Origin of the sequence: Stenotrophomonas sp. GD03877 (assembly GCF_029840555.1) — a bacterium.
GTDB classification, from domain to species: Bacteria; Pseudomonadota; Gammaproteobacteria; order Xanthomonadales; family Xanthomonadaceae; genus Stenotrophomonas; species Stenotrophomonas geniculata.
Genome location: NZ_JAOCCT010000023.1, coordinates 40,181 through 55,359 on the forward strand (window position 1 = coordinate 40,181; position 15,179 = coordinate 55,359).

Annotated in this window: 13 protein-coding genes, 1 tRNA gene and 1 pseudogene; 9 read left to right on the forward strand and 6 right to left on the reverse strand. The window is 66.6% G+C overall.

What is annotated here, in order from left to right:
* Positions 1-4 precede the first annotated feature (4 nt).
* A complete protein-coding gene (locus N5D20_RS16420) occupies positions 5-1,420 on the reverse strand; it encodes a cupin domain-containing protein (RefSeq protein WP_197579596.1) in 1,416 nt (471 codons plus the stop codon).
* Between the two features lie 886 nt (positions 1,421-2,306).
* On the opposite strand from N5D20_RS16420, the gene N5D20_RS16425 reads away from it, so the two are divergent.
* The 4 genes from N5D20_RS16425 (at position 2,307) to N5D20_RS16440 (ending at position 7,802) form a co-directional block, all read left to right on the forward strand.
* The gene (locus N5D20_RS16425) at positions 2,307-2,522 is read left to right on the forward strand and encodes a hypothetical protein (RefSeq protein WP_005410085.1); all 216 of its coding nucleotides are present in this window, start codon (positions 2,307-2,309) and stop codon (positions 2,520-2,522) included.
* A gap of 207 nt (positions 2,523-2,729) precedes the next feature.
* Complete coding sequence (locus N5D20_RS16430; RefSeq protein ID WP_262102467.1) at positions 2,730-5,111, forward strand: Tex family protein; 2,382 nt, start codon at positions 2,730-2,732, stop codon at positions 5,109-5,111.
* 208 nt (positions 5,112-5,319) lie between these two features.
* Positions 5,320-7,509, forward strand: a complete 2,190-nt coding sequence (locus N5D20_RS16435) for a PAS domain S-box protein (protein WP_043403096.1) — start codon at positions 5,320-5,322, stop codon at positions 7,507-7,509.
* Positions 7,510-7,571: 62 nt separating this feature from the next.
* A complete protein-coding gene (locus N5D20_RS16440) occupies positions 7,572-7,802 on the forward strand; it encodes a hypothetical protein (RefSeq protein WP_010484939.1) in 231 nt (76 codons plus the stop codon).
* A 39-nt stretch (positions 7,803-7,841) separates the two neighbouring features.
* On the opposite strand, the gene N5D20_RS16445 is transcribed toward N5D20_RS16440, so the two are convergent.
* A complete protein-coding gene (locus tag N5D20_RS16445) occupies positions 7,842-8,930 on the reverse strand; it encodes a DUF5694 domain-containing protein (RefSeq protein ID WP_159360312.1) in 1,089 nt (362 codons plus the stop codon).
* 152 nt (positions 8,931-9,082) lie between these two features.
* Here N5D20_RS16445 and N5D20_RS16450 point away from each other — a divergent pair, with 152 nt between their 5' ends.
* Complete coding sequence (locus N5D20_RS16450; RefSeq protein WP_043403106.1) at positions 9,083-9,628, forward strand: GNAT family N-acetyltransferase; 546 nt, start codon at positions 9,083-9,085, stop codon at positions 9,626-9,628.
* Between the two features lie 255 nt (positions 9,629-9,883).
* Positions 9,884-11,710: a methyl-accepting chemotaxis protein gene (locus N5D20_RS16455; RefSeq protein WP_279914293.1), complete on the forward strand. Its 1,827-nt coding sequence runs from the start codon at positions 9,884-9,886 to the stop codon at positions 11,708-11,710.
* Here the strand turns inward: N5D20_RS16455 and N5D20_RS16460 are convergent.
* Together N5D20_RS16460 and N5D20_RS16465 are read right to left on the reverse strand one after the other, a co-directional pair.
* Positions 11,707-12,147 (reverse strand): annotated as a pseudogene (locus tag N5D20_RS16460) (GGDEF domain-containing protein); the annotation flags it as partial. The gene N5D20_RS16455 and the pseudogene N5D20_RS16460 overlap by 4 nt on opposite strands.
* Before the next feature lie 179 nt (positions 12,148-12,326).
* Positions 12,327-12,785 (reverse strand): carboxymuconolactone decarboxylase family protein, encoded by a 459-nt coding sequence (locus N5D20_RS16465; protein WP_019336516.1) that lies wholly within the window; start codon positions 12,783-12,785, stop codon positions 12,327-12,329.
* A 76-nt stretch (positions 12,786-12,861) separates the two neighbouring features.
* On the opposite strand from N5D20_RS16465, the gene N5D20_RS16470 reads away from it, so the two are divergent.
* Positions 12,862-13,194 carry a hypothetical protein gene (locus N5D20_RS16470; protein ID WP_043403086.1) on the forward strand — a complete coding sequence of 111 codons (333 nt, stop codon included), beginning with the start codon at positions 12,862-12,864 and terminating at the stop codon, positions 13,192-13,194.
* A gap of 89 nt (positions 13,195-13,283) precedes the next feature.
* On the opposite strand, the gene N5D20_RS16475 is transcribed toward N5D20_RS16470, so the two are convergent.
* Positions 13,284-13,369 (reverse strand) — tRNA-Leu (locus N5D20_RS16475).
* Positions 13,370-13,501: 132 nt separating this feature from the next.
* Between N5D20_RS16475 and N5D20_RS16480 the strand changes: the two genes are divergently transcribed.
* Together N5D20_RS16480 and N5D20_RS16485 are read left to right on the forward strand one after the other, a co-directional pair.
* The gene (locus tag N5D20_RS16480) at positions 13,502-13,882 is read left to right on the forward strand and encodes a response regulator (protein WP_019336514.1); all 381 of its coding nucleotides are present in this window, start codon (positions 13,502-13,504) and stop codon (positions 13,880-13,882) included.
* Between the two features lie 69 nt (positions 13,883-13,951).
* Positions 13,952-14,149, forward strand: a complete 198-nt coding sequence (locus tag N5D20_RS16485; protein ID WP_010484956.1) for a hypothetical protein — start codon at positions 13,952-13,954, stop codon at positions 14,147-14,149.
* A 45-nt stretch (positions 14,150-14,194) separates the two neighbouring features.
* Here the strand turns inward: N5D20_RS16485 and N5D20_RS16490 are convergent, their stop codons facing one another.
* Positions 14,195-15,151 carry an SOS response-associated peptidase family protein gene (locus tag N5D20_RS16490; protein WP_057504128.1) on the reverse strand — a complete coding sequence of 319 codons (957 nt, stop codon included), beginning with the start codon at positions 15,149-15,151 and terminating at the stop codon, positions 14,195-14,197.
* Positions 15,152-15,179 lie beyond the last annotated feature (28 nt).

A 15,179-nucleotide genomic window follows, 5' to 3' on the forward strand; every position in this document is an offset into this window, starting at 1 on the left:
CGGCTCAGACGCGGCCGGCGTCGCTGTCGTCTTCCTCGTCGTCCTCGAAGTTGACGATGACCTCGATGCCGTCGTCGTGCACGGTCACGGAGTGGACATCGTCGGACACCGCATCGGCGTCTATCGCATCCACGCGGTCACGGCCTTCGACCACTTCGCCGAGCACCACGGCGTCTTCGCCGTCGTCCTCGTCTTCGGCGTCATACACCTCGTTCGGATCGATCAACTGGAACACGCCACCAACCAGCAGCTGCTGGACCACCGCGCGGCCTTTGTCGGACAGGCCGCGATAGGCGGTGGCGTCGAGCTGCTCGGCACCGGCCAGGCGCTGTGCGTCCTTCACCGGCAACGCGAAGTCCTGGCCGCTGACATACAGGCTGGCGCCACGCTTGGCCCGGCGCCAGGCCAGTCGCGCCCACGGGTGGCGCTGCAGCAGCAGGCCCGAGGCCAGCGCCTGGGCCACTTCCTCCGGTGCCGGTGCAGCCTGGTGGGCCATCACTTCGCCCGCTGCACGGTAGGTGGTGATGAAGCGGCCGAACCAGTCGCCCAGCTTGTCCGGGTCGTTCATGCGGATGGCATTGAGCGCGGTGATCACCCGCGCCATCGCCACTGTGTCGATTTCGTTCGGGTCGGCCGGCACCTTCAGGTCGGCATCCTGGTAGCGGATGTTCTCGTCGGCATCGGCGATCAGGGTGTCCAGATAGTCGCTGATCAGCTCGGCAGAAGACGGCGCACGCATGCCGAACGAGAAGGTCAGGCAGGGGTCTTCGGCCACGCCGTGGTGCGGCACGTTCGGCGGCAGATACAGCATGTCGCCTGGTGCCAGCACCCAGTCGTGGGTCGGCTTGAACACCTTCAGCAGCTTCAGCTCCACGTCCGGGCGGAAGCCCAGCGGCGGCTGCTTGCCCTTGATCGATTCGCTGGCATCGATCTGCCAGCGGCGGTGGCCGTGGGCCTGCAGCAGGAATACGTCGTACTGGTCGACGTGGGCGCCGACCGAGCCACCGGTAGCGGCGAAGCTGATCATCACGTCATCCATGCGCCAGCGCGGCAGGAAGCTGAAGTGCTCGATCAGGGCGCGCACGTCCGGGTCCCACTTGTCCACGTCCTGCACCAGCAGGGTCCAGTCGTGGTCGGGCAGGGCGGGGAACACGTCTTCCTGGAATGGGCCAGTGCGCACGCGCCAGCTGTCCTGGGTCTTGTCGTGCTCGATCAGGCGCGCCAGTACACCTTCCTCGCAGGCCAGCCCGGCCAGGTCTTCCGGCTGCACCGGGGTCTGGAAGTCCGGGAAGGCGTTACGGATCAGCAGCGGGCGCTTCTGCCAGAAATCGCGCAGGAAGGTGGCCGGCGCCATGCCCAGCGGCTGGCCGGGACGGGCGGTGACTTCGATGAGGGGGGCGGAGGACTTGCGGGCGGCCATGGGGGAATCCTTGCAGCGAAAAGCGGGAGGGGCGGCGCGGCGGGCCGCCAAGGTCTCCATTGTCCGACGTTCGTTGGGATTGCGCACGTGCGGTGGTTTGTCGCGGGGTGCCGGCCAACGGCGGAGCCCCTCGTGGCGGGGGCTGGGTGGGTCGCTGAAAGCAAAAGCCGCGCTTGGCCGGGCGGGTGGGCTGCGCGGGGGACGCAGCAAGTACGTCCCTGTAAGCTTGGCCGCCGCATCCATGCGGCGGACACCCCCGCGCAGCCCACCCGCCCGGCCCCTGACAATTTCCTGCGCGGCCCGCCACGGAATGGAAGAGGAAAATCAAAGGCAAAAGCGGGTCGCGCGCTGCGCTTGCTCGTGTAGAGCCGAGCCCACGCTCGGCTGCTTTCAGGCCAGCCCGCGAAGCCGAGCGCAGGCTCGGCTCTACAACAAAAAAGCGGCCAGCCAGGCTGCCTTTGCTTTTGATCTTCTTTTTTCTTCTCCGTGGGTGGCGGCAGGCACCAGGAATCTGTCAGCGGCCGGGAGGGTGGGTAGGGCGAGGTGTCCGCGGCATGGATGCCGCGGCCAAGCCCCATGGATGGGTTCACGGCGTCCCCGGCCTACCCACCCTCCCGGCCAGCCCGCAGGAAACCGGCTTTCCGCGACCAACCAAACCACCCACGAGGGGCTGCGCCGTTGGCAGGAATCCCCCACCGATTCGTTAGCCGGAAGTTAAAGATCCGTAAGCATTCTGCTGCGATCCCGCCGTCATCTGCATGCAACCGATCGTCATTAGCCTTCGTGACGTTCCAGTCAGGTTCGACGCGGTAAGCTCTCCCTCGATGAGCTCGCAGCATCGCTCATCGAGTGCAGTACGCAGTAGCAATTTGGAGGAATACATCACATGGCAATCGTTCTTTATGTCGGTGGTAGCAAGGATGGCGAGAAGGGCGTGGTGCCCTACGGCTTCAGCAAATCCCGCGCCGACACCGCGCTGGGGCCGGAGTTCTACACGGAGCGGTTCATGGAACTGCAGGGTGTCGGCAAGGTCCGCCTGATGGCCCTGGAAGGCATGCGTGACGAGATCGTCATGCAGCGCGCCGCCCGCCACTACCGCTGACCTCCGCAACACGCGGCAGGGCGCGCCCACCATCGCGCGCCCGCGCCGGCATCCCAGCCCAGGGCCAGTCCGAGCCCTCTCCTTGCCAGGATGCCGGCGTCCAATCCGGCCCCGCCGCTGAACCGCTCCCCCTGTCAATGCCTTGTCCGGCTCCGTCGTGGGTTGCCAGAATGGGGTCTTCCCGAAACGCGGCACAGACCTGAAGCAATGCACGACGCCAAGAACGCACAGAGCGCGCTCGCCCAGCAGATCGCCCAGACCATCGCCGACGAGATCGGTGCCCAGTCCGCCCAGGTACGCGCCGCGGTCGGCCTGCTCGACGAGGGCGCCAGCGTTCCGTTCATCGCGCGCTACCGCAAGGAAGTGACCGGGGGCCTGGACGACACCCAGCTGCGCAACCTGGAAGTGCGCCTGACCTACCTGCGCGAGCTGGAGGACCGCCGCGCGGCGGTGCTGGCCAGCATCGGCGAGCAGGGCAAGCTCAGCGACGAACTGCGCAACGACATCCTCGCCGCCGACACCAAGAGCCGCCTGGAAGACCTGTACCTGCCGTACAAGCCCAAGCGCCGCACCCGCGCCCAGATCGCCCGCGAGGCCGGTCTGGAGCCGCTGGCCGATGGCCTGCTGGCTGACCCGACGCAGGACCCGCAGACGTTCGCGGCCACCTTCGTCGACACCGACAAGGGCGTGGCCGACACCAAGGCTGCGCTGGAAGGCGCGCGTGCGATCCTGATGGAGCGCTGGGGCGAAGACGCTGCGCTGGTCGGCGAACTGCGTACCTGGCTCGGCGAATCCGGCGTGATCCGTGCCCGCGTGGCCGAGGGCAAGGAAACCGAAGGCGCCAAGTACCGCGATTATTTTGAACACGCCGAGTCGCTGGCGAAGATTCCCTCGCACCGCTTGCTGGCGCTGTTCCGCGCGCGCCGCGAGGAGATCCTGTTCCTGGAGCTGGACCCGGGCAATGATGCCGAGGCTGGCCACCAGTACGCCGAAGGGCGCGTGGCGCGCAAGGCCGGCATTGCCGACCAGGGCCGTGCCGCCGACCGCTGGCTGCTGGACGCCTGCCGCCTGACCTGGCGCGCCAAGCTGCATACCCATCTGCTGCTGGACCTGTTCAACCAGGCCCGCGAAAAGGCCGAGGCCGAAGCCATCGCGGTGTTCGGCGACAACCTGAAGGACCTGCTGCTGGCGGCACCGGCCGGCCCGAAGACCGTGCTCGGCCTGGACCCGGGCATCCGGACCGGCTGCAAGATTGCCGTGGTCGATGCCACCGGCAAGCTGGTCGCCACCGATACCATCTACCCACATGAGCCGCGCCGCCAGTGGGAGCAGTCGCTGCAGACCATCAAGCAGCTGTGCGCCAAGCACAACGTGGAGCTGATCGCGATCGGCAACGGCACCGCCAGCCGCGAAACCGACAAGCTGGCCGGTGAAGCGATCAAGGCCGCTGGCAACCCGAAGCTGCAGAAGGTGGTGGTGAGCGAGGCCGGTGCCTCGGTGTACTCGGCCTCCGAGTTCGCGGCCAAGGAGTTTCCGGGCCTGGATGTGTCGCTGCGTGGCGCGGTATCGATCGCCCGCCGCCTGCAGGACCCGCTGGCCGAACTGGTCAAGATCGAACCCAAGGCGATCGGTGTCGGCCAGTACCAGCACGACGTGGATCAGTACCGTCTGGCCCGGGCGTTGGACGCGCGCGTGGAGGACTGCGTGAACGCGGTCGGCGTGTACGTGAACACCGCGTCTGCCGCGCTGCTGTCGCGGGTGTCCGGCCTGTCGGCCACGGTGGCCGAGAACATCGTGCGCCATCGTGACGACAACGGCCCGTTCAAGCGTCGCAAAGACCTGCTGAAGGTTGCGCGCTTGGGCGAGAAGACCTTCGAGCAGTGCGCCGGCTTCCTGCGCATCGCCGACGGTGATCAGCCGTTGGACGCCTCGGCGGTGCACCCGGAGGCCTATCCGGTGGTCGAGCGCATCGTTGCCAGCACCGCGCGCCCGATCAAGGCGCTGATCGGTGATGGCAGCTTCCTGCGTGGCCTGAAAGCAGAACAGTTCACCGACGACACCTTCGGCGTGCCGACCGTGCGCGACATCCTGAAGGAACTGGAAAAGCCGGGCCGCGATCCGCGTCCGGAGTTCAAGGCGGCGCGCTTCGCCGAGGGTGTCGAGGACATCAAGGACCTGCGCGAGGGCATGGTGCTGGAAGGCGTGGTGAGCAACGTGGCGGCCTTTGGTGCCTTCGTCGATATCGGCGTGCACCAGGACGGCCTGATCCACATTTCGGCGCTCTCCGATACGTTCGTGAAGGATCCGCGCGACGTGGTCAAGGCCGGCGATATCGTCAAGGTGAAGGTGCTGGAGGTGGACGTGGCCCGCAAGCGCATCGCCCTGACCCGGCGCTTGGACGACACCCCCGGGCAGGCCACCAGCCGCTCGGGCCAGCGCGATGAGCGCGGGCAGGGGCCGCGCCGCGACGCAGGCGGCCCGAACCGCGGGCCGAACCGGGGCCAGGGCAATGGTGGCCGTCCCGCCGTGTCCGCGCCCCCGGCCAACAATGCCCTGGCCGAGGCCTTCGCCCGCGCCAAGCGCAGTTGAGGACCGTGTCCCCCGTCACGCTTGATTCGTGGTGAGGGACTTGTCGGTTTTCCCCGTGATTGCGCACACTTGCGCTTGAGGGGAGGCGTTCGGCCACCCCGCTGTCGCTGGGGAGGGCCATGACGCCAGCAGGACCCGTTGTCTTCGTTGAGGGCTGCAGCGTTGTGCTGCGGCCACTGCCCGCCTGTGCGGGCCGCGGGGCGGGTTGATGGCGGGCCAGGGAAGCAACGGCAACGGGCTGCTCGAACGGCGCCTGCAGGAGCTGGCCGAGGAGCGCCGTCGCCTGGCGATGATCATCGACGGCACCGCAGCCGGCACCTGGGAATGGAACGTGCAGACCGGCGAAATGCGGGTCAATGCGCGCTGGGCGGAGATCGTCGGCTATCGCCTGGAAGAGCTGGAGCCGGTGTGCCAGAAGACGTTCCTGAAGCTGGTCCACCCCGACGACATCGTCCTGTCCGATGCGGCACTGGAGGACCATTTCGAAGGCCGCAGCGACAACTATGTCTGCCTGCTGCGCATGCGGCACAAGAATGGCCAGTGGATATGGATCCACGACCGTGGCCGCGTGTTCGAATGGGACGGGCAGGGACGACCGCTGTGGATGGCCGGTGCACACGCCGACGTGACCGAGCTGCAGCAGGCGCGACAGGATGCGGCCGAGAGCCGGCAGCGATTGCAGGCCGTGGTCGACGCATCCGACGAGGTGGCGGTGATCGCGACCGATACCGAAGGCACCATCACCTTGTTCAATACCGGCGCGGAACGCCTGCTGGGATACAGCGCCGAAGAAGTGGTCGGCCAGCGGCGACTGGGTGATTTCCACGATCCGGACGAGCTGGCGGCCTGGCTGCGTCCGCTGGCGGCTGCGGACGGAAGCCTGCCGGGCGCGTTTGAAGCACTCAGCGCTCGCGCCGATGATCAGACCTATTCACGGCAGTGGACACTGCGGCGCAAGGATGGCCAGCCACGCCAGGTGCGCCTGTCGATCAGCCGCATGGATGGTGCCGGCGGCGCGCGGATCGGTTATGTCGGCATGTCCATCGACATTACCGAGATCCTGCAGGCGCGTGCCGAAGCACGCCTGTCGGCAGAGAAATTCGCCGGTGCGTTCACGTCGGCGGCGCTGGGCATGGCGCTGGTGTCGCTGGAAGGGCGCTGGCTGGACGTCAATGACGCACTGTGCCGGATCCTGGGCTACCCCCGCGAAGAACTGCTGCAGGTTGATTTCCAGCGCCTGACCCATCCCGACGACCTGCAGACCGACCTGGCCCTGGTGCAGGACCTGCTGGCCGGGCGGCGGAGCCACTACCACCTGGAAAAACGTTATCTCGATCGCGACGGCAAGGTGATCTGGGCACGGCTGTCGGTGTCGCTGGTGCGCACCGAGCACGGCGAGCCGCTGCATTTCGTGTCGCAGATCCAGGACATCAGCGCCCAGCGCAGCAGCGAGCAGCGCCTGTTCGAGAGCGAGCAGCGCAGCCGTATCACGCTTGATGCGGTGGCCGACCTGGTGCTCAGTGTCAGCCTGGATGGTCGCATTGACTACGCCAATGCCGCCGCGGTGCGCACCCTGGCCGGTGATGGCGCGCTGTCGCTGGCCGGGCACAAGGTGCAGGATGTGCTGGCACTGACCACTGAGTATGCACCCGGTTCAGTGCTGGATGTCTCCGTGCTGCTGGACCCGGAAAGCAACGCAGTGGACCTGCACGCTGACCTGTTGCTGCGCCTGGGCACAGCCACGATTCCGGTTGACCTGACCCGTGCCTGGCTGCGTGATGATGAAGGTCATGTACGGGGCGCAGTGTGGGTGCTGCGCGACGATACCCAGCAGCGCGCGCGCCAGCGCGAGGCGCGCCATCTGGCCGAGATCGATCCGCTGACCGAGCTGAGCAACCGCCGCGGCTTCGAGGTGCATCTGCAGCAGGCGATCACCCGCGTCGAGCGTACCGGCCAGGCCGCCTCGTTGATGTACATCGACCTGGACCGCTTCAAGCCGGTCAACGATACCTGGGGCCATCTGGCCGGCGATGCCGTGCTGTGGGCGGTGGCCAGCGTGCTGCGCCACGGCGTGCGCGATTCGGACGTGGTGGCGCGGCTGGGCGGCGACGAATTCGCGGTGATCCTGTCCGGCTGCACACCGCGTCGTGCAGCGCGCATCGGCGGTGAACTGCTGCACACCCTGGCATCGCTGTCGATTCCGTGGGACCGGGATCGCCTGCATGTGGGCGCCAGCATCGGTATCGCGCCATTGGCGGGCGGGATGAGCGTGGACCAGGCTGTAGCGGCGGCTGATGCCCAGTGCTACCGGGCCAAGGCAATGGGTCGCAACAACGTACAGGTGCAGGGCGAGGCCAGTGAGCTGCCGAGCGACGACATCGACCCGATCGAGGGCTGATCTCAGCCTGTGAGAGGGCGTGCGCGAATACTCCGTGCACTTCCCCTCGTACAGGTGATCCCATGAATGTCTGCAACCCGGTGACGGTGCGTGCCTTCGCCCCGGCCCTGGTCGGTTGGTGCCTGGCCCTGGCCGCCTGCCTGCGTGCGGAACAGCTGCGCGGCGACCTGCACGCGCAGGCCCTGCTGCCGGTGCTGCAGGGCGGCGCGGTCGCCCTGCTGGTATTCACGCTGTCCTGCATCGGTGCCGCCTGCATCGTGCTCTGGCGGGCGGGCAGGAACGCGGTGGAGTGATGCGGTGGATGGTCACCGCATCCCCCATGTCATGTTGCGTCAGCGCAGAACTTCATCCGAACTGACCAGCTGCACGTCGTGCATCAGGTTGAGGTAAGCCTCGTAGTAGCCCTTGTGCGAGGCACCGACGATGGTCAGCATGCGAGTGCCTGGATGCTGGCCCAGTATGTCGCGCATGTTGGCGACCATGCGCAGGTTGCGGGTTTCCCAGTAGCCCACGTAGTTGCGGCCGAAGCCTTCCGGCGAGGGTTCGACGAGCGTCGCGCCGAAATCGCTGTTGAAGGCCGCCATCACGGCCTCGGGTGCGTTGTAGGCGCGATACATCGCGAGCAACCCATCCGCTTGGTCAAGATTGGCTTCGAGCCGTTCATCGGCCGCCCTGCGCGCTTTGACGAAGGAATTGTCCCAGGCACCGCGTATGGCGGCAGCGTAGGCCTTCTGCTGCGATTCCGGTGTTGGCGAATCCGCAGTGTGGTCGTCGACCGACCACAGGCGCTCCAGTCCCAGGCGTGCGGCAAGGACGCCGGCCACCAGGCCGGCCTCGTTGCGGCGGGTCATGCGCGTGTCGAGGAACCGCACCAGCTCCGGCGTCAGGCTGTCCGAAGCACGTCGCTCTTCCCTGGGCAGCCGCAGCCATTGGACGACTGCCGAGCTGCTTTCGCCCGCGGCCAGGAAGACTGCGGCCAATCGGCGTCGCTGGGCAGCGGTTGGCGCCTTCGGCCATTCCGCAAGCAGGCGTTCCATCTCCACGTTGGCACTGGGCACGTCCAGGCCGGTAGCGGCCTGCGCCGGGGCCGGATCGACGCAGTAGTCCGCTACGCTCTCCGCGTATCGGGCTGGATTGCGGCGCATGAAGTCACACTGCAGGCCGGACAGGTTCTCCACTGCGATCGCGGTGGGCCGCCAGGCTTCCAGGCGCTGCAGCAGAGGTTCCAGCATCGTCGGCGTGAAGGTCTCCGGCAGGCTGGACAGGTGCGGGCTGCCCAGTACCAGTACTTCGTTCGGGCGTCCTGCGGGCGGTCCCTTCAGCTGGTCCGGGTGGAACGCCGGTCGATAGGCGGTGTCGTTGGCCAGCGCGCTGCTGCTGCACACGGCCAGGAAGAGAAGGCTGGCAAAGCGAGGGAACATGCGATCTCCATGTCGATAAGCGTCCTGCGGGACCTTCATGCTGGTCATTTTCTCCGGCTGGGGAATCCCGCATTGGTCATGTAAACCTTTCTGCCTTGAGCTGCATCCTTCTGCTGAGCGATGCTGTACTCAGCGCTCAGGCAATGCAGAACATGACATCCGACGACTGGACCATCGACAGTCCGCGGCTGCACCTCCGGCCATTCACGCCCGGTGACGCCGACGAGGCATTTGCGGGAATCACACCCGGGCTGACCCGCTACATGGCCTTCGAGCCGCCTCCGTCGGAGGCGGCGTTTGCTGCGGTCTGGCAGACGTGGCTACCCACCATTGCCGACGGGACCGACATCACGTTCGTGATCCGCAGGCGCGAGGATGATGTATTCCTTGGCTTGGCAGGCCTGCATCGAGCCGGGGAAGCAGAACCCGAGCTGGGCATCTGGATCGCAGAAGTGATGCATGGGCACGGCTATGGCCGCGAAGCAGTGGCGGCGGTGTGGTCGGCGGCCTCCGAGCGCCTGCGCTGTGCGGCGTTCCGCTACCCGGTGGCGGAACGGAACCGGTCCAGCCGTTCACTGGCTGAGTCCCTCGGTGGGCAGGCGGTGGCACGTGAGCGGGGCGTGAAGTACACAGCAATCGTCTACCGCATTCCGGCTGCAATGCATGGAGTTGCGACGGACGTCGCGGAATCCCGCTAAAGCGGCCGACGGCATCGCCGATACTCCCTCTGGATCCCGCTCCAGTCACCCGCCGCAGGACCCGGGACTGCCCCCGATGGGCGGTCCGCGCAGTGTGTTCCGCCGCTTCCAGATGCCGATCGCACCCGCAGCAGACGCTCTTGGCAGTCGCTCGAGAGGTGCCGGTTGGCACCTGTAGTCCCTGGCAACTGATGTTGCCGCCGGGCATCCCGCCCGTCGGGTCACAACCGCTTACCGGACACCGAGGATCAGACAATGCTCATTCCAGGCTTCACGGCGGGCGCGCAGGCGCCGGCCGAGCTGCATACCCGTTGGTCGCCGTGGCGTGCGCTGCTTGGCGTACTGGCGCCACAGCAACGCACCCGCACAGAGAAGGCGGTGACCGACCGCACCGAGCTGGAAGCGCAGGTGGCCGCGCTGCATCGCGTGCAGGCCGTCATCGAGTTCGCGCTCGACGGCACCATCCTGCAGGCCAATGACAATTTCCTGCAGGCGATGGGCTACCGGCTGGAGGAGATCCAGGGCGTGCATCATTCCCTGTTCGTCGACCCCGAGCAGGCGCGCAGCGCTGAATACCGCGACTTCTGGGCGCGCTTGGGGCGCGGCGAATATGACGCCGGACAGTACCGCCGCTTCGGCAAGGGCCAGCGCGAGATCTGGATCCAGGCCTCGTACAACCCGGTGCTGGACCGCCAGGGGCGGCCGTACAAGGTGGTCAAGTTCGCGACCGACATCACCGCGCAGAAGCTGCAGGCGGCCGACTCGGCGGGGCAACTGGCCGCGATCGCCAAGTCGCAGGCGGTGATCGAGTTCAGCATGGATGGCCGCATCCTGTCGGCCAATGACAATTTCCTGGCCGCCACCGGCTACAGCCTGGACGAGGTGCGCGGGCAGCACCATTCGTTGTTTGTCGAGCCCGAGCATCGCAGCAGCGTCGAATATCGCCAGTTCTGGGAGAAACTCGGGCGTGGCGAGTATGACGCCGGGCAGTATCGGCGCCTGGGCAAGGGCGGGCGCGAGGTCTGGATCCAGGCATCCTACAACCCGATCCTGGACCTCAACGGCAAGCCGTTCAAGGTCGTCAAGTACGCTACCGACATCACCGTGCAGGTGCATGAGAACCAGGCCATGCAGCGCGCCGTGGCGCAGACCCGCGAGGTGGTGGCTGCCGCCAAGCAGGGCGACCTGACCCAGCGCGTGGCCACCACCGACAAGAACGGACCGATCGCCGAACTGTGCGAAGGCGTGAATTCGCTGGTCGAGGCGATGGCGGCCATCATCGGCCAGATCAAGTTCGCTGCGGACACCATCGCAGTCGGCGCGACTGAAATCGCACAGGGCAACAGCGACCTCTCGCAGCGCACCGAGCAGCAGGCGGCCTCGCTGGAGGAAACCGCCGTGTCGATGAAGGGACTGGCCGAGACCGTGCAGCGCACGGCCACCAACGCGCGCCAGGCCAGCCAGCTGGCCGGTGGAGCGGCCGACGTCGCCGCGCGAGGCGGCAATGTGGTGCATGAGGTGGTCGAGACGATGGCGGTGATCAATGCCTCGTCGCGGCGCATCGTCGACATCATCGGGGTGATCGACGGCATCGCCTTCCAGACCAACATTCTCGCGCTGAACGCAGCGGTGGAGGCTGCGCGTGCCGGTGAACATGGCCGTGGCTTCGCCGTGGTTGCAACCGAGATCCGCGAGCTGTCGCAGCGTTCGGCCAGCGCAGCCAAGGAGATCAAGCACCTGATCGATGAGTCGGTTGCCAATGTGGGCGCCGGCACGGCGCAGGTTGAGAGCGCGGGCCGCACCATGGATGAAATCGTGATCAACGTGCGCCGGGTCAGTGACCTGATGACCGAAATCAGCACTGCCTCGCAGCAGCAGAGCGACGACATCCAGCAGATGAATCATGCGGTTGACCTGATCGATCAGGGCACCCAGCAGAACGCGGCCCTGGTCGAGGAGGCGTCGGCGGCGGCGCGCAGCATGGAAGAACAGTCGGCGCAGCTGCTGCAGACCGTGGCCAGCTTCCGCGTGCAGGGCGGGGCCGGGCATCGGCATGGAGCGGCGGCGCTGCACGCGGTCTAGACGCGGCGCCCGGACCAGTCTTCCGTGGTGCCGGTGTCGCCGCGTACGCAGTTGCGGCCGGCATGCTTGGCGCGATACAGGGCTCGGTCGGCGCGTTCGACCAGGTCGCGCGGATCGCGGTCTTCGCCCGGTGCCTGCCAGGCCACGCCGATGCTGATGGTGACGGTGGCTTCAGGGGCGGGCAGGGCTGCGGCTTCGACCGAAGCGCGCAGCCGTTCGCCCAGGCCCAGGGCGTGGGCGGCATCGGGCGAGGGCAGGGCGGCGATGAACTCTTCGCCGCCATAGCGGGCCAGCAGATCGTCACCCCGTTGCAGGCAGCCATCAAGGATGGCAGCCACCGACTGCAGGCGACGATCGCCTTCCGGGTGGCCGTAGGTGTCATTGAGCCGTTTGAAGTGGTCGATGTCGATCATCAGTACCGCCAGCCCGAGTCCCTGGACGAGGCGGCTGCTGCCGCGTTCGCCCGGGTGATGGCGGCACTGGAGCCGATCCGGCGGCCGGCGGAGACCAAGCCCAGACTGACGGATCCCGCTAAGGCTCGGTTGAGGGAGGCAAAAGTCGGATCAAAGCGGCGCTGACGCGGCGCTGGGCCAATGCCCAGCGCTCGCCGGTGTCGTTACTCGGTAGCGGGCTTGGCACGGGGCTTGAGCCTAAAGCTCACGCCTAGCCGATTGATCGCGTTCATTGCCGCGATGGTGAGCGTAAGATCGACAAGGTCCTTCTCGCTGAAGGCTGCGGCCACGGCCTGATACGCCTCGTCAGATGCGTGGGTCTCGCTGACAAGCGTCACTTCCTCAGACCATGCCAACGCGGCGCGCTCTTGCTCCGAGAACAGGTACGAGGCTTCGTGCCAAACAGGCAGAAGGGTGATTGTGTCGAAGGGCATGCCTTCCTTGAGTAGATCGCGTGTGTGGATGTCTATGCAGTGCGCGCATCCATTCAGTTGAGAAACGCGCAAGAACACCAGGTGGATCAATTTTGAGGGCAACGATGTGCCGGTGGTCACAAAGTGATGGAGCTGTCCAACCGCTTTGGCACCCTCGGGAGAGACCACAAACCAGTTCGCTCGGTTCATTTCTAACGTCCTTTTCCTCTAAGTGTGGGCCGGAGTCGGTCCACTCAAAGGTAGGGACGCCGAGCAGGGACGGTTCGTGACAGCTGATAGCGTGCGCCAGAATAGGCGCTTGGCTGAGCACTGGTGTGCGGTGGGGCTCTACCCGGGCCTGCCGCCGCGCGAGGCCGTGGACCCCCTGACCGACAGCACGCTCATCGCGCCGGCCACGCCTCTGCCGGGCCTACCCCCGACCCGCGAGCAGCAGCAACAGGCCCGGCGCCTGGCTGAGGCTGGGGCGAAGGAGATCGAGCGGATCAAGGCAGCGCTGGAGCCGCGCAAGCCGCCGGCGGAGACGAAACCCCGAGCGAGGGACATCCGCAGCAAGGCGCGGTTGAGGGCGGGGCTGCAGCAGATGCGCGGCGGTGTGTAGCGAGAGAGAATGAAGAAAAAAGGCGGAGCCGGAAGATTCACGACTCCATTACGCCATTTTCTTTTAAACCCTTATGCCGCAAGGGTCTTTGGTGCCGGTGAAAGGACTCGAACCTTCATGGGGTCACCCCCGGCTGATTTTGAGTCAGCTGCGTATACCATTCCGCCACACCGGCAGGCAGCGTGCGATTGTAAACGAGGTCGGCACGGCTTTCATAGTGGGGAGGCCGATCAGGGCGCGTCCTGTCGGCTTCGGCCCAGTGGTGGCTATACTGCGGCGGCTTGAATGCCTCCAGGAGTGGTAGCCGATGACAGTGTTGCAGGACCTGAGGGTGCTGGTGGTCGAGAACGACGAGATGAGTGCCGCACTGCTGCAGATGCAGCTGGTGCACGCCGGTGCGACGGTGGTGGGTCTGGCCGCGAGCGTCGCTGAGGCACTGCGCCTGCTGGAGGCGTCGACCCCGGACGTTGCCCTGCTTGATTACCGCCTGGCCCGCAATGAAACCAGCGAGCCGGTGGCCGCGGCGCTGTCGGCGCGTGGCGTGCCGTTCGTGCTGGCCACAGGCATGCTGGCCGAGCAGCTGCCCGGGCCGATGCTGGCCGGCGTGCTGCTGGTCAAGCCGTATCTCTCGGCAGACCTGAGCCAGGCACTGGTACGCGCAGTGGGCCGCGCCAGCGCCAGGGCCTGATTGGCGCATGCCGAAGCGGTGGGCGTATCCTGCCCGGGCCTGAATGCTCAGGCCTACAAGGAGAGTGGCATGAAGAAGTGGATCAAGCGCATGGTTGCTGCGGGTGTCCTTTCGATGGCGGTCTTCGGTGGTACGGCCTCTGCCGCGTGGTGCGGCCAGCCCTGTTTCCAGCTCTACAAGAGCTGCATCGCGCGGGGTGGTGAGGTCGAACAATGCCTGCAGGAACAGGCCTTCTGCGAAGAGGCGATGTGCGGCGGCAATCCCTGATCCATGAACCCCGCCCAGGCGGGGTTTTTCATCTGTGCGCGGTATTCAGCCGGCTTCTTCGTACACGTAGCGGATCTCTTCGCGGTCGTCGAGGATGCGGTACTGCCGCGCCAGATCATCCGGATCGGGATTGAGCCAGGCATCGAGGTGTTCCCTGCGGATGGGAACGACGCCGCGGTCGTGGCCCGCAGCAGCGACGTCGTGCGGAGGCGTGTCGGTGATGGTGGCAAATGACAGCAGGCGACCTTCCGGTCCTTCCCATTCCGCCCACAGGCAGGCCAGCAGCAGATCGCGCGGGGGATCAGGCCGGAACTCCAGCACCACGTCCTGCTCCTTCTCATCGGCACCCGGCGTAGGGCCGGCGGTGGCGTGACGCGGTACGTGCTCATAGAACGCCTGCACCACCACCACGCCGTGGCGCAGCCCGAACGCACCGCGCCAATAGCCTTCCAGGCTGTCGCGCCTCGCGTTGTAGGTGCCGGGATAGAGGATGTCGTTGCGCACCGGCTTGTCCGGCAGCCGGCACTGGTAGCGCATCGGCTTGATCACGCGTTTGCCGCCCTCGCTGACCATGACCGGTGCGTAGGTGCCAGGGAAAATGCGGTTGTCGCGCGGCAGCAGCTGCACCCGGTGCAGGTCTTCCAGCCGGGCCTGCGCACGATCGATGCGGTTGCCGGCTACGCGCAGGTCGTTGCGTGCCTTCTGGGTGGGGCGGGTCGCCAGCGTGGCGTTGGCGATATCGCGTCGCTCGCGCTGGCGGGCCAGCTCCGCTTCCAGATCCTGGCGCTCCTGCGCATGCCATTGCTGGATTTTCGCGACGATGTCGCGGCCCTGCTCGGTGCGCGCACCGGCGAAGCCGTCATCCATGGCCTTGGGAGTTCTGGGGCGCTTCTTGCCGGGATCGTGCGCGTACAGCTCCGCGAATTCTTCCAGCGACAGGATGGCGCCGAACTCGCGCACCAGCTTGGCGTAGTCGGCGCGGATCAGGGCGGAATAGCACATGGGAACTCTGCAGGCGCGGGTCGCAGCA